At 73.3% G+C, this 12,861-nt stretch carries 11 protein-coding genes; 4 read left to right on the top strand and 7 right to left on the bottom strand.

Annotated elements, in window-relative coordinates; translation table 11 throughout:
- The first annotated feature begins 66 nt into the window (after positions 1–66).
- A complete protein-coding gene (locus M8J73_RS01550; RefSeq protein ID WP_249828132.1) occupies positions 67–693 on the top strand; it encodes a class I SAM-dependent methyltransferase in 627 nt (208 codons plus the stop codon).
- A 178-nt stretch (positions 694–871) separates the two neighbouring features.
- Here the strand turns inward: M8J73_RS01550 and M8J73_RS01555 are convergent, their stop codons facing one another.
- Entirely contained in the window at positions 872–1,795 is a 924-nt protein-coding gene (locus tag M8J73_RS01555) for an LLM class F420-dependent oxidoreductase (protein WP_055543254.1), read from the bottom strand.
- Between the two features lie 238 nt (positions 1,796–2,033).
- Here M8J73_RS01555 and M8J73_RS01560 point away from each other — a divergent pair, with 238 nt between their 5' ends.
- Positions 2,034–2,201: a hypothetical protein gene (locus tag M8J73_RS01560; protein ID WP_169797963.1), complete on the top strand. Its 168-nt coding sequence runs from the start codon at positions 2,034–2,036 to the stop codon at positions 2,199–2,201.
- Between the two features lie 293 nt (positions 2,202–2,494).
- Here the strand turns inward: M8J73_RS01560 and M8J73_RS01565 are convergent, their stop codons facing one another.
- The 3 genes from M8J73_RS01565 to M8J73_RS01575 all read right to left on the bottom strand — a co-directional run bounded on the left by M8J73_RS01565 (position 2,495) and on the right by M8J73_RS01575 (position 4,823).
- A complete protein-coding gene (locus M8J73_RS01565) occupies positions 2,495–2,971 on the bottom strand; it encodes a DUF6099 family protein (RefSeq protein WP_055543252.1) in 477 nt (158 codons plus the stop codon).
- Between the two features lie 183 nt (positions 2,972–3,154).
- The gene (locus tag M8J73_RS01570; protein WP_055543253.1) at positions 3,155–3,505 is read right to left on the bottom strand and encodes a nucleotide pyrophosphohydrolase; all 351 of its coding nucleotides are present in this window, start codon (positions 3,503–3,505) and stop codon (positions 3,155–3,157) included.
- Complete coding sequence (locus M8J73_RS01575) at positions 3,492–4,823, bottom strand: AAA family ATPase (protein ID WP_249828133.1); 1,332 nt, start codon at positions 4,821–4,823, stop codon at positions 3,492–3,494. Before M8J73_RS01575 ends, M8J73_RS01570 begins: the two co-directional genes overlap by 14 nt.
- Before the next feature lie 261 nt (positions 4,824–5,084).
- On the opposite strand from M8J73_RS01575, the gene M8J73_RS01580 reads away from it, so the two are divergent.
- On the top strand, positions 5,085–5,984 hold the full coding sequence (locus M8J73_RS01580; RefSeq protein ID WP_055538614.1) for a bifunctional helix-turn-helix transcriptional regulator/GNAT family N-acetyltransferase: 900 nt from the start codon (positions 5,085–5,087) through the stop codon (positions 5,982–5,984).
- A gap of 56 nt (positions 5,985–6,040) precedes the next feature.
- Here M8J73_RS01580 and M8J73_RS01585 read toward each other — a convergent pair whose 3' ends face one another.
- Entirely contained in the window at positions 6,041–6,430 is a 390-nt protein-coding gene (locus M8J73_RS01585) for a cell division protein SepF (protein WP_055538615.1), read from the bottom strand.
- 335 nt (positions 6,431–6,765) lie between these two features.
- Here M8J73_RS01585 and M8J73_RS01590 point away from each other — a divergent pair, with 335 nt between their 5' ends.
- Entirely contained in the window at positions 6,766–10,938 is a 4,173-nt protein-coding gene (locus M8J73_RS01590) for a bifunctional nitrate reductase/sulfite reductase flavoprotein subunit alpha (protein ID WP_055538613.1), read from the top strand.
- 37 nt (positions 10,939–10,975) lie between these two features.
- Here the strand turns inward: M8J73_RS01590 and M8J73_RS01595 are convergent, their stop codons facing one another.
- Both M8J73_RS01595 and M8J73_RS01600 read right to left on the bottom strand, forming a co-directional pair.
- Entirely contained in the window at positions 10,976–11,578 is a 603-nt protein-coding gene (locus tag M8J73_RS01595; protein WP_055538612.1) for a response regulator transcription factor, read from the bottom strand.
- Positions 11,575–12,861, bottom strand: a complete 1,287-nt coding sequence (locus M8J73_RS01600) for a sensor histidine kinase (RefSeq protein WP_240501233.1) — start codon at positions 12,859–12,861, stop codon at positions 11,575–11,577. The genes M8J73_RS01595 and M8J73_RS01600 overlap by 4 nt, the downstream gene beginning before the upstream one ends.

Raw genomic sequence — 12,861 nt, forward strand, 5'->3', positions numbered from 1 at the left:
ATCGGTGGGGGCGTCGGGGCGGCGTCCCGATCCTGGGACGAGGGCCGAGCGGAGGGCACGCGGGACATGGTGACGCAGCGGGATCGTTGGGCGGAGCTGACGGGCGGGCAGGGCGGGGAGGAGTACGCCCGGCGGTTCGCGCGGCTCGCCGCCTCCGGCCATGACGTCCACGGAGAGGCCACCTTCTGCGCCGCGCTGCTGGAACCCGGCGCCCGGATCCTCGACGCCGGCTGCGGCACCGGACGGGTCGCGATCCGGCTCGCCGAGCTGGGGCACCACTGCACGGGGGTGGACGTCGACCGCTCCATGCTGGCCGTGGCCCGGCGCGAGGCACCCGCCTCACGGTGGCTCCACGGGGACCTCGCCCTCCTGGACACTCTCGGCCTGGACCCGGACTTCGACCTGGTGGTCGCCGCCGGCAACGTCATCCCGCTGCTCGCCCCCGGCACCGAGCCGACCGTGGTCCGGCAGCTGGCCGCCGTACTGCGCCCCGGCGGGCTGCTGGTCACCGGCATGGGTCTGGACGCGGCTCACCTGCCGCTGCCCGAGGCGACGGTGACCCTCACCGACTTCGACAACTGGTGCGAGCGCGCCGGACTGGCCCTCCGGGAGCGCTACGCCACCTGGGACGGTGCCCCCTACGAGCAGGGCGGCGGGTACGCGGTGAGTGTGCACGCCCGCGCCGTCGGCTGAGTGCCGGGGTCCGTGGATCCTGGGGGCCGGCTGAGCCCGGCAGGCAGGAGGGCGGACCGCCGGGGTGCAGCTGCCGCGGCCGGAGCCCCCGCCCTCCCCTGCCGAGGGCCGGGCCCCGCACCCCCCTTCCGGGGCGCGGGGCCCGGTCCGGGGCGTCCCCGTCGTCCGGGGGCGGGTCCTACGACAGCTGTGACTGCACCTGTGAGGAGATCAGCTCCAGGTGGTCCAGGTCGTCGAGGTCGAGGACCTGGAGGTAGAGGCGCTGCGAGCCGATGGCCTGGTAGCGGCCGATCTTCTCGACGACCTCGGCGGGGGTGCCGGCGAGCCCGTTGGTCTTGAGCTCGTCGACCTCGCGGCCGATCGCGGCGGCGCGGCGGGCGACCTCGGCGTCGTCCTTGCCGACGCAGACGACCAGCGCGTTCGAGTAGACGAGGTCGTCGCCCTTGCGGCCGGCCTCCTCGACGGCCTCGCGGACCCGCCCGAACTGCCGCTCAGTGTCCTCCAGCGAGCCGAACGGCATGTTGAACTCGTCGGCGTAGCGGGCGGCGAGGCGCGGGGTGCGGCTCGCGCCGTGCCCGCCGATCAGGACGGGCACCTTGGCCTGCGCGGGCTTGGGCAGCGCGGGCGAGTCGGTCAGCTGGTAGTGCGTGCCCTCGTACGAGAAGGTCTTGCCGACCTCCGTGGCCCACAGCCCCGTGACGATGGCCAGCTGCTCCTCCAGGCGCGCGAACTTCTCCTTCGGGAAGGGGATGCCGTACGCCTTGTGCTCCTCCTCGAACCAGCCCGCGCCCAGCCCGAGTTCGACGCGGCCGCCGGACATCTGGTCGACCTGGGCGACCTGGATGGCGAGCACACCGGGCAGGCGGAAGGTTCCTGCGGTCATCAGGGTGCCGAGCCGGATGCGCTTGGTCTCCCGCGCGAGGCCGGCCAGGGTGATCCAGGCGTCGGTGGGGCCGGGCAGACCGTCCACGGAGCCCATGCGGAGATAGTGGTCCGAGCGGAAGAAGGCGTCGAAGCCGAGGTCCTCCGTGGCCTTGGCGACGGTGAGCAGCGTGTCGTAGGTCGCCCCCTGCTGGGGCTCGGTGAAGATGCGAAGATCCATGCCCTCCATCCTGCACGCTCGGACGTCGGTCGACTCCACCGGTCCTGACCCCGATCGTGGTGCCCTGTCGGGTGCAGACCCGTCAATTCGGTGGATGAACGGGCGACACCAGTGACCGGCGGCAACGGTGATCGTTGCTCGGGAGGAGCCGGACCGCCCGGCACCCGTCGCCGGCGGTCGCTGCCGGGGCGCTCGCACACGTGCCCCCTCGGGGGGCGAGGGCCGAGGAGGCCGTCACATGTCCCAGGAAACCGTGCCGGAGCAGGCCGCCGTGCCTGCGCAGCCCAAGGGTCTGCTCCAGCAGATGGAGGAGTTGATGGCTGCCCTGAACGCGGACCTGTCCCAGCTCGACGCCGATCTGTCGGCGCCGCGTCCCGCTCCTGCGGAGGGCGCGGACTCCGTCTGACCGACCACCGACGGCCGACCGCACCCACCGTTCGACCGACCCCGCCACTCGACCGACCCCGCCGTCCGTTGCCCTCGCCGACGGACCGCCGCGCCGTCCGACGCGGGTGCACCGGTTGTGCGGCGGGTGCGGGGCGACGCCGTCGCGCTTCTCGTGCGGTTCCCCGCGTCCCTGAGGACACGGCCCGAGGACACGGCCCGAGGGCATGGCCCTGCGGGCCGGGGCCGGTCCTCGTCGAGGCGCGGGGAAGCGCGCTGTCGGCCCCTTCTCCCCTCCGCCGGCGCGGAAACGGTTCAGCTGGCTGCCGCGTCCCGTTCCGCAAGGACCTGGTCCCGTACGGCCAGGCGGCGGAGCATTTCGAGGACTCTGTCGCGGGCCTCGTCGGCGGCGTCGATCGCCTCCATGCACTGCCAGTACGTCGACTCCTCGTCGGCGGCGCTGGCGAGGCCGACGAGGGCGATGCCGACCTCGCCGAGGAGACCGCCGAGGCGGGTGAGGGAGTCATGGGCGTCGCCCAACTCGGTGAGCTGGGCGGCGCGTAAATCGCCCACCCCGAGCGGAGGGGCGCCGAGTATGCCGCAGCCGCTGCCGGCCAGCTCGGTCAACCCCAGTGCCTCACCGCGTAGTTCGGGTGGTCCGGAGACGGCGAGGCGGCTGCCGATCGCCTGCGCGAGGGCGTACGCCTGCCATGCCTCCGCCATGAGTTGCGGTTCTTCGACGCTGCCCGCCAGAGCGCGCCTGCTCGCCAAGATGAGCCGCACCGCGTCCATGCGCTGCTCCCGACTGTCCCGACGCGCTCTCACACGTCCCGCCCGACCTCTTGTCTGTTCATTACCCACAGTGAGGGTGACTGAGACAGAAAGCCAGAGGAAGCCTGAAATCTGTGGATAACAAGTCGGCAGAGCACCGCATTCCGACTACGGAGAGTGATATGCGGGTGGGGCGGCTCGACTTCACGGGCCTTCCGGCGCCGGGAACCTCCGCTCATTGCGGTCGATCTTCGCGTCCAGCGCGGCCAGCGGGTCGATGTCCAGCACCTCGCACAGCTGGAGCAAGTAGGCGAGGACGTCGGCGACTTCGTCGGTGACCCGGTGGGCGGTGTCGGGGTCCGACATCACCCCGGCCGACTCCTCGGGCGTCAACCACTGGAAGATCTCGACCAGTTCGGACGCCTCGACGCTGAGGGCGGAGACCAGGTTCTTCGGGGTGTGGTACGGCGCCCAGTTCCGGGCGGCCGCGAACTCGGCGAGGCGACGCTGGAGGGTGGGGACGTCGAGTCCGTCCGGGGCTTCAGGATCTTTCACGGTCCAGGTGTACCACCGTCGCCCCGGGGACCCCGGCGGCCCATGACGCGTCACTCACCGCGCCCACCAGCCGGATGTGGCCGCGTTCGCCCATGCGGGCAGCCACGCACAGGAGTTGGGCGCGCTGACGGGGGTCGAGGCAGCGGTCCAGGCCGTCGGCCAGGACGGTCAGGGTCTGGAGCGCCGCCGGGACCTCGGCGACCGGGTCGACCTCCAGTACGCCGGGGCCGGTGAACAGCACCAGGGCCAGGGCGAGATACCGCAGCTCGCCGTCACCGAGGAGGGCGAGCGGTGTCCGTACACCGTCACCGCGGTCGAGCACCGCCCGCACCAGACCGGGGCCGACCGCGCACCCGTGGCCCGCCCCGGCCCCGCGAACTGCCCCGTTCCCGTGACCGTGCCCGTTGCCGTGACCGGGTCCGCGACCCCGTCCGTGGTCGGCTCCATGGCTGACTCCGTGGGCGACCCCGAGTGCGCCCCTCTGCCCGTGCCCGCCCGGCGCAAGTTCGGCGAGGAGGTCGGCGACCGGTCCCGCGCAGCCGTCCCGGACCGCCGCGACCAGTTGCGCGTGGCGTCGGCCGCACTCCGTGCGCGTGCGCCACAGCACGTCGGCGAGGTTGTCGCAGCCGCGCAGGAGGCGGCCGGAGCCGAGCGGTACGGCGTCGCGCATACGGCGGGGACGGGGGTCGCAGGCGAAGACCGAGCGGAGGGCGACCACCATCTGTTCGGCGGCGGCGAGGACCCGGCGCTGGCCGTCGGTCTTGCCGGCGACCCGCAGGGGAAGCAGGGCGGTGCCGAGGCGGTCGTCCGGCAGGGGGCCGCGGGTGACGGGGGACGCGCCCGCGGTGTGCCAGGCGGCCTGGACGACGGGGCGGCTCGGGTCGACCAGCGCGGTCTCCAGGAGGGTCAGCCCGCCGGAGGTCAACCGCTCGCCGACGATGCGGAGTTCGGGTTCGGCCTGGACGGCGATGTCGAGCCGGATGGGGCCCTCGGGGCCGTCGGCGGTGCAGCCGAGGCGGAAGCCGCGGCGGCGCTGGGCGTCCGGGCGGGCCCGCTCGGGCACGCAGCCGTGCGGGGCGGGGAACGCCTCGTCGAGGCGGGCGCCGCCGCCGAGCCGGGCGAGCGCCTCGTACGCTCGGAGCGCCGTCGTCTTGCCGCTGCCGCTGGGCCCCGCGAGGAGGGTGAGCGGGCCGAGCGGGAAGGCGGCGCCGCGGTGACCCGCGAAGGCCGAGAGCCGCAGTTCGGTGACGCTCGGCCGATCCGAGCGGCTCGCTGCGCGGGTACCGGTCGGCATCGGTGACGGGGATGACGCGGTCATATGCGGACCGTAGAGGCCCCGGCCCGGACGAACCGTTCCACCGCGTGGATCTTCCTACCTACGAGGGAGCGCTTCCACCCAGGGATGCGCCCGGGAGGACCGGGGAGCGCCGGTGGATCTCGTCGGCGCACTCATACGGCGCCCTACCGCGCGGGTACCGCTTCACGCGCGAGGCGTCGCGGCTGCCGAGCCGCCGGCCAGCCGCTCCCGCCGGCCAGGCCCCTCTGGCCGCACAGCCGGTTCTCTGACTAGAGTCAGAGAATGGATCGGGCGGAGATTGATCAGGTGCGGCGGTTCAACCGCACCGTCACCGAACGCGTGGGCGTGCTCCACGACCACTACCTGGGCCGCGATCGGCCCGTCGGTGAGGCGCGGCTGCTGTGGGAGATCGGCGAGCAGGGCCAGGACGTACGGCGGCTGCGCGAGCGCCTCGGGCTCGACTCCGGGTACGTCAGCCGGTTGCTGCGTTCCCTGGAGACCGACGGCCTGGTGACGGTGGAGCCGCAGCCCCGGGACCGGCGGGTGCGTACGGTCCGGCTCACCGACGCGGGCCGCGCGGAGCGCGCCGCGCTGGATCGCCGCAGCGACGAGCTGGCCGGCTCCCTCCTGGAACCGCTCAACGCCGCCCAGCGCGTCCGGCTGGTGGCCGCCATGGCCGAGGTCGACCGTCTGCTGACCGCCGCGACGGTCGCACTGGACGGTGCCGACCCGGACCACCCCGACGCCCAGCACTGTCTGCGGTCCTACTTCACCGAACTGCAGGAGCGCTTCGAGACCGGATTCGACCCCGCGCGGAGCCTGCTGCCCGACGCGGGCGAACTCCGGCCGCCGCACGGGCTGTTCCTGGTCGCCCGACTGCACGGCGAGCCGGTCGGCTGCGCGGGTCTGAAGCTGCCGCCCGGCGCCCCGGCCGAGGTCAAGCGCATGTGGGTCGCGCCCCACACCCGTGGCCTCGGCCTCGGCCGCAGGCTCCTGGCCGAACTGGAGTCCCGGGCCGCCCGGCACGGCCATGACGTCCTGCGCCTGGACACCAACAAGGCTCTCGGCGCCGCGATCGGCCTGTACCACTCCTACGGCTTCGAGGAGGTCACCGCCTTCAACGACGAGCCGTATGCCCATCACTGGTTCGAGAAGCGGATCACCACGGCGTCGTCGGAGTGAAGGCTCCGACGACCCTCGGCTCCCCTGCTCCGGTTCGGGCGGTCCGGGCCGGCCGGTCAGACCCCGGGAACGCCCGCGTTCTCCATCAGGCCCCGGACCTCCGTGCCGTGGGGTGTGAGGAGGAACACGTTGCGGTCGACCCGGTGCATTCCGCTGGCGAGGCCGAAGACGACGCCGGTGCTGAAGTCGAGGACGCGTTTGGCCACCTCGCTCTCCGCGCCGGAGAGGTCGAGGAGGACCGGAATGCCCGCCATCAGCGTCTCGGCGACGTCGCGGGCGTCGGCGAAGACATTGACGCGGAGGACGACGAAACGGCGCCGGGCCTCCGTCTCGGCCTCCGGTATGGTCCGGTGGTCGACCGCGGACGGCCAGGCGTCCCGGCCCCGCAGCGGCACGACCTGTGCGAGCCCCTCCCACTGTTCGTCGGTGACATCGTGGCTGTTCACCCTGTTCACCGGCCTTCCCCCTGGCTCGCACTGATTGACTGCATCGACCAATTCTTACGCATGGTCACCCGTTCGGCCCAACAGCGACACGGACCGCGAGGCCGGCCGCGAAACCTCCGCCCAGCGCGTCGGCCGCACCGCGGCCTCACAGCCCCGCGCCGGACGGTGTGTAGCAGGCGTAACCCCTCATGATCAGGTCATGTGACATCGGCGTAACGGGCAATTCGTACGATCGAGCCTGCCCGGCGGCCACCAGGACGCTGAGCGGAAGCAGTCCGGCCGCCGTACCGGACGGGGACCGGGACACCCCGCACGCCGACAGAGAGGGGCCGCCCGTGGTCGCGCAGGGCCCGCAGAGCACCACCACCCAGGTACGGACCGTGTGCTCGTACTGCGGTGTCGGCTGCGGCATGCTCCTGGACGTCGGGACGGGTCCCGACGGGCGGCGCACGGTCCTGAGGGCGACCGGCGACAAGTCCCACCCGGCGAACTTCGGCCGACTCTGCACCAAGGGCGCGACGACCGCCGACATGCTGGCCGCGCCCGGCCGGCTCACCACGGCCCTCGTACGGGACGACCGGGGTGACGAGCCGGTGCCCATGCCGGTCGCGGACGCCCTCTCCGAGACGGCCCGGCGGCTGCGCGCGATCATCGACGAGCACGGCCCCGACGCGTTCGCGTTCTATGTCTCCGGCCAGATGAGCCTGGAGGCGCAGTACCTGGCGAACAAGCTGGCCAAGGGCTTCATCCGCACCAATCAGATCGAGTCGAACTCCCGGCTGTGCATGGCGAGCGCCGGCACCGGCTACAAGCTGTCGCTGGGCGCCGACGGGCCGCCCGGCTCGTACGAGGACCTCGACAAGGCGGACGTCTTCCTCGTGATCGGCTCGAACATGGCCGACTGCCACCCCATCCTCTTCCTGCGGATGATGGACCGCGTCAAAGCGGGCGCGAAGCTGATCGTCGTCGATCCGCGGCGGACGGCGACCGCCGAGAAGGCCGAGCTCTTCCTTCAGATACGTCCGGGCACGGACCTCGCCCTGCTCAACGGGCTGCTGCGCCTGCTGCACGAGAACGGGCACACCGACCCGGAGTTCATCGCCGCCCACACCGAGGGCTGGGAGGCGATGCCCGGCTTCCTCGCCGACTACGCGCCGGACGCCGTCGCCTCCGTCACCGGGCTCGCCGCCGACGACATACGCGAGGCCGCGCGGCTGATCGGCGAGGCGGCCGAGTGGACGAGCTGCTGGACCATGGGGCTCAACCAGTCCACGCACGGCACCTGGAACACCAACGCCCTGGTCAATCTGCATCTGGCGACCGGCGCCATCTGCCGGCCGGGCAGCGGGCCGTTCTCCCTGACCGGGCAGCCCAACGCCATGGGCGGGCGCGAGATGGGCTACATGGGGCCGGGGCTGCCGGGCCAGCGGTCGGTGCTCGTGGACGAGGAGCGGGCGTTCGTCGAGGAACTGTGGGGGCTGGCGCCGGACACGCTGCGCCCGGACGGTTTCGGCAAGGGCACCGTCGAGATGTTCCGGAGGATGGCCGACGGCGAGATCAAGGCGTGCTGGATCATCTGCACCAACCCCGTCGCCTCCGTCGCCAACCGGAAGACCGTGATCGAGGGGCTGGAGGCCGCGGAGTTCGTCGTCACGCAGGACGTGTTCGCCGACACCGAGACCAACGCGTACGCCGATGTCGTGCTGCCCGGGGCCCTGTGGACCGAGTCCGAGGGCGTCCTCGTCAACAGCGAGCGGAATCTGACGCTGGCCTCCGCGGCCGCCGACCCGCCGGGCGAGGCGATGGCGGACTGGCGGATCATCGCCGCCGTCGCGCGGGAGATGGGCTTCGAGAAGGGCTTCTCGTACGACAGCGCCGAGCAGGTCTTCGAGGAGATCAAGCAGGCATGGAACCCGAAGACCGGGTGGGATCTGCGGGGAGTGACGTACGAGCGGCTGCGGTCGTCGACGGTGCAGTGGCCGGCCGCGGAGGAGACGGGACCCGCGCGGAACCCGATCCGGTACGTGGACGCGGACGGCGGGCTGACGTTCCCCACCGCGAGCGGACGTGCCGTGTTCCACGCGCGGCCGCACATGGAGCCCGCCGAACTCCCGGACGACGACTTCCCGTTCGTGCTCAACACGGGGCGGCTGCAGCACCAGTGGCACACGCTGACGAAGACGGGGAAGGTCGCCAAGCTCAACCGGCTGAACCCCGGTCCGTTCGTGGAGGTGCATCCGCAGGACGCGCAGGCGCTGCACCTCGCCGACGGCGACTTCGTCGAGGTCGCCTCGCGGCGGGGGCGGGCCGTGCTGCCGGTGGTCGTGACGGACCGGGTGCGGCCGGGGTGTCTGTTCGCGCCGTTCCACTGGAACGACCTGTTCGGGGAGTACCTGAGCATCAACGCGGTGACCAGCGACGCGGTGGACCCGCTGTCGTTCCAGCCGGAGTTGAAGGTGTGCGCGGTGGGCCTGACGAAGGTGGCGGCGCCCGCGCCGTCGCCGACCGGGACCCAGCCGGTCGCGGCCGGCGCGGTCGACACCCGGGCGGGCACGGCTCACACTGTCGAGGCGCTCGTCCCGAGCGCGGTCGCCCCCGGCGCCAACCCCTTCGGTCTCGCACCCGCTCCCCCGCCCGTGCTCTCCGCCCAGGAGCGCCAGTACCTGACCGGTTTCCTCGCCGGGCTCGGGTCCGGCGTCACCGGGGTGCCCGTGCTGCCGCCGGACGCGCCGTTCAGCCCCGAGCACGCGCTGTGGGTGAACGGGGTGCTCGCCGGGATGTACTCGCGGTCCGCGGCGCCGGTGGCCGTCCCCGCGGCCGGGGCGGCGGGGCGGGACGTCTTGGTGCTGTGGGCCTCGCAGACCGGCACCGCGGAGGAGTTCGCGATGGCCGCCGCCGAGCAGCTGGGCGCGGCGGGGCACCGGGCGGCGCTGGTCGGCATGGACGAGGCCGCCCCGGCCGAACTGCCGCGCGGCGCGGACCTGTTGCTCATCACCAGCACCTTCGGTGACGGGGACGCGCCCGACAACGGCTCGGGTTTCTGGGAGGCGCTCACGGACCGGGAGGCGCCGAGGCTCGACGGTGTGCGGTACGCGGTGCTGGCGTTCGGGGACTCGTCCTACGACGACTTCTGCGGGCACGGCCGGCGGCTGGACGCCCGGCTCGACGAGCTGGGCGCGGTGCGACTGGCGCCCCGTACGGACTGCGAGCCGGACTACGAGCCGTCGGCTGACGCCTGGCTCGGGCAGGTGCTCACCGCGCTCGGCACCGGGACGGAGACCTCCGCTCCGCAGGGGCTCACGGAGGCGGGCCCTCAGGCCGCACCCGACGCAGTCCCTGTCACGGCCCCCGTCCTGGCGCCCGTCACCGCGCCCGTCGCCCCCCGGTCCGCCAGGCCCGCGCCCGCGCGGGCCCGGCTGGTCGGCAACCGGCTGCTCAGCCTGCCGGGGGCGGGCAAGGAAGTACGCCGGTTCACCTTCGACACGAAGGGGACGCGGCTCACGTACGAGGCCGGTGACGCGCTCGGGGTGCGGCCGGTCAACTCCCCCGGCCTGGTCGCGGAATGGCTGGCGGTGACCGGTCTGGACGGCTCGGCCGCCGTGGAGGTCGCCGGTGTCGGCGAGGTGCCCTTCGCCGAGGCGCTGCACCGGCATCTCGACATCACCCGGATCACCTCGGACCTGCTCCGTTTCGTCTCCGAACGGACTCGGGACAACCGGGAGTTGAAGAAGCTGATGCGGCCCGACAACAAGGACGGCCTCGCCCAGTGGTCGTGGGGCAGGCAGGCCGTGGACGTGGTCGCCGAGTTCGCGGTGCGGGCCTCCGCGGCAGAGTGGGCCGGGGTGTTCAAGCGGCTCCAGCCCCGGCTGTACTCCATCTCGTCGAGCCCGCTCGTCGACCCGCACGAGGTGTCGCTGACCGTGTCGGTCGTGCGGTACGAGAACCTGCGCGGGCAGCCGCGCGGCGGGGTCTGCTCACCGTTCCTCGCGGACGGCGAGACGGGCCTGGAGGTGCCGGTGTTCGTGCACCGGTCACCGCACTTCCGGCCGCCCGCGGACGCCACGACCCCGATGGTCATGGTCGGCCCCGGCACCGGTGTCGCCCCCTTCATCGGCTTCCTCCAGGAGCGGCTGGCCCTCGGCCACCGGGCGCCCAACTGGCTGTTCTTCGGCGAGCAGCACCGGGCCACGGACCACTACTACGAGGACGAGCTGACGGAGCTGCGGCGGGCGGGGGTGCTGGACCGGCTGGACACCGCGTTCTCGCGGGACCAGCGGGCCAAGGTGTACGTGCAGGACCGGATGCGCGAGCACGGCCCCGAGCTGTGGCACTGGCTTCAGGACGGCGCCCGCTTCTACGTCTGCGGCGACGCCTCCCGCATGGCGAAGGACGTCGACCGGGCGCTGCGCGACATCGCGGTCGCCCACGGCGGGCTGAGCGAGGCGGAGGCCGCCGCGTACGTGAAGCAGCTGGCGAACGAGAAGCGGTACGTGCGGGACGTGTACTGACCCTGTGCGCCGACAGGGGCACCCGCCCATCTCCCCGTCAGATCCAGCCCTGCTGCCACGCGTGGTGGGCCGCCGCGTGGCGGGTGGGGGCGCCCAGCTTGGACATCGCGGCGGAGAGGTAGTTGCGCACGGTGCCCTGGGCCAGATGGACCTCGGTGGCGATCTCGGCGACGGAGGCTCCGGTGCGGGCGGCGCGCAGGACCTGGAGTTCGCGGTCGCTGAGGGGGCAGTCGTCCTCGGTGAGCGCGGACGCGGCGATGTCGGGGTCCACATAGCGGCGTCCGGCGGCGATGTCGCGGAGGATCTCCGCCAGCCGGGCGGCCGGGGTCGTCTTGGGGACGAAGCCCCGCACGCCCGCGGCGAGGGCCCGGCGCAGTACGGCGGGCCGGGCGTGCCGGGTGACGATGACGGTGCGGGTGGGCAGTTCGGCGCCGATCTCCTCGGCGGCGCGCAGTCCGTCGGTCGGTGGCATCTCCAGGTCGAGCACGGCGATGTCCGGGCGGTGTTCGCGGGCGAGCCGGACCGCGTCGGTGGAGGTGGCGGCCTCCGCGACCACCCGCAGGTCGTCCTCCAGGGCGAGCAGCGCGGCGAGGGCGCCGCGCAGGAGGTCCTCGTCGTCGGCTATGAGGAGCCGGATCATCGGGCCACTTCCTTCAGGGGTTCGGGGGTCGCGTCGGCCCGGCCGAGCGGCAGGGTGGCCGTGACCTCGAAGCGGCCGCCGTCGCGGTGCCACGTCAACTCGCCTCCGGCGGACCGCAGTCGCTCGGCGAGGGCGGTCAGGCCGGTGCCGTCACCGGCGCCGGGGCGCTCGTCGGCGCCGTCGTTGGCCACGCGCAGCCGGGCGCGGTCGCCGGTGACCAGGTGGTCGATCTCCGCGTACCGGGCGTGGCTGTGGCGCAGGACGTTGGTGGTGGCCTCCCGCATGACCAGGCCGAGCAGATGGCGGGTGGTGTCGGCCATGTCGCCGGCGGAGGCGGCGGGTTCGAGGGACGTGCGGGTGTCGATGCCGGCCGCGGCCAGCACCTTCCCGGCGTTGGCGATCTCGTCGTCGAGGGTGGTCCTGCGGTAGCCCCGCACCACGGCCCGTGTGTCGCGGAGGGCGTCGGCGGACAGCTGCCGTACCTCGCGCATCTCGGCGGCGGCCCGCGCGGGGTCCCGTTCCACGAGCCGCGCCGCCAACTCGCTCTTCAAAGCGATGACCTGGAGGTGGTGACCCTGGATGTCGTGCAGGTCGGCGGCGAAGCGGAGCCGTTCGTCCCGCACGGCCAGCTCGGCCTCCAGTCGCCGCGCCCGGTCGAGGCGTCCGGCGATGTTCCAGGCCCACAGGGGGCCGAGCACCGTCCACGCGGTGAAGGCGACGAGCCCGGCCGGGAAGAGCGCGGCGTACGGCAGCTCCCCGTCACCGGCGGCCAGACTGACGGCGGCGCCCGGCAGCGTGGCGAGGAGCACCGCGCCGGCGAGCAGGGACCGGCGGTGACGGGGGCGGAGGAAGGTCGCGAAGATGGCCGTGGTGACGGCCGGGGCGACCGCCCACAACTCGTAGGCGTGCCGGGCCAGCGGCAGCGTCGCGAGCACGACGGTGGCGGCGACCAGGGCGACCAGCAAGTACCGCGGTGGGCGCGCGCGGTGAGGGACGTCGGCGGCCCTCGACGGGCTCAGCGGACGGCCGAGCAGAATCGCGCCGACGACCGTGTCGACCACGAGCGCGCCGGCGACCGGGACCCGCGCCCAAGCGGGGACGTCCGGGTCCAGGACCCACTCGCCGTAGAACAGCACCAGAAGGCACACGGTGGTGCCCGGCACCGTCCACCAGGTGAAACGACGGAAGCCCGTCAGCCCCGCCCCGCGCTCGCTCTCCCCGTCCCGCACCCGCTCATTGTCGTACGGCTGTGCCCCCGCATGACAGATGTCACGCGGAGACAT

The organism is Streptomyces neyagawaensis (genome assembly GCF_023516595.1).
GTDB classification, from domain to species: domain Bacteria; phylum Actinomycetota; class Actinomycetes; order Streptomycetales; family Streptomycetaceae; genus Streptomyces; species Streptomyces neyagawaensis.

Bases quoted from the DNA above. Each gene is read 5' to 3' on its own strand.
- M8J73_RS01575 (WP_249828133.1), bottom strand. From the start codon at position 4,823: ATGACCGCGTCATCCCCGTCACCGATGCCGACCGGTACCCGCGCAGCG.
- M8J73_RS01555 (WP_055543254.1), bottom strand. From the start codon at position 1,795: ATGGATCTTCGCATCTTCACCGAGCCCCAGCAGGGGGCGACCTACGAC.
- M8J73_RS01600 (WP_240501233.1), bottom strand. From the start codon at position 12,861: ATGTCTCCGCGTGACATCTGTCATGCGGGGGCACAGCCGTACGACAAT.
- M8J73_RS01560 (WP_169797963.1), top strand. From the start codon at position 2,034: ATGTCCCAGGAAACCGTGCCGGAGCAGGCCGCCGTGCCTGCGCAGCCC.
- M8J73_RS01595 (WP_055538612.1), bottom strand. From the start codon at position 11,578: ATGATCCGGCTCCTCATAGCCGACGACGAGGACCTCCTGCGCGGCGCC.
- M8J73_RS01550 (WP_249828132.1), top strand. From the start codon at position 67: ATGGTGACGCAGCGGGATCGTTGGGCGGAGCTGACGGGCGGGCAGGGC.
- M8J73_RS01565 (WP_055543252.1), bottom strand. From the start codon at position 2,971: ATGGACGCGGTGCGGCTCATCTTGGCGAGCAGGCGCGCTCTGGCGGGC.
- M8J73_RS01580 (WP_055538614.1), top strand. From the start codon at position 5,085: ATGGATCGGGCGGAGATTGATCAGGTGCGGCGGTTCAACCGCACCGTC.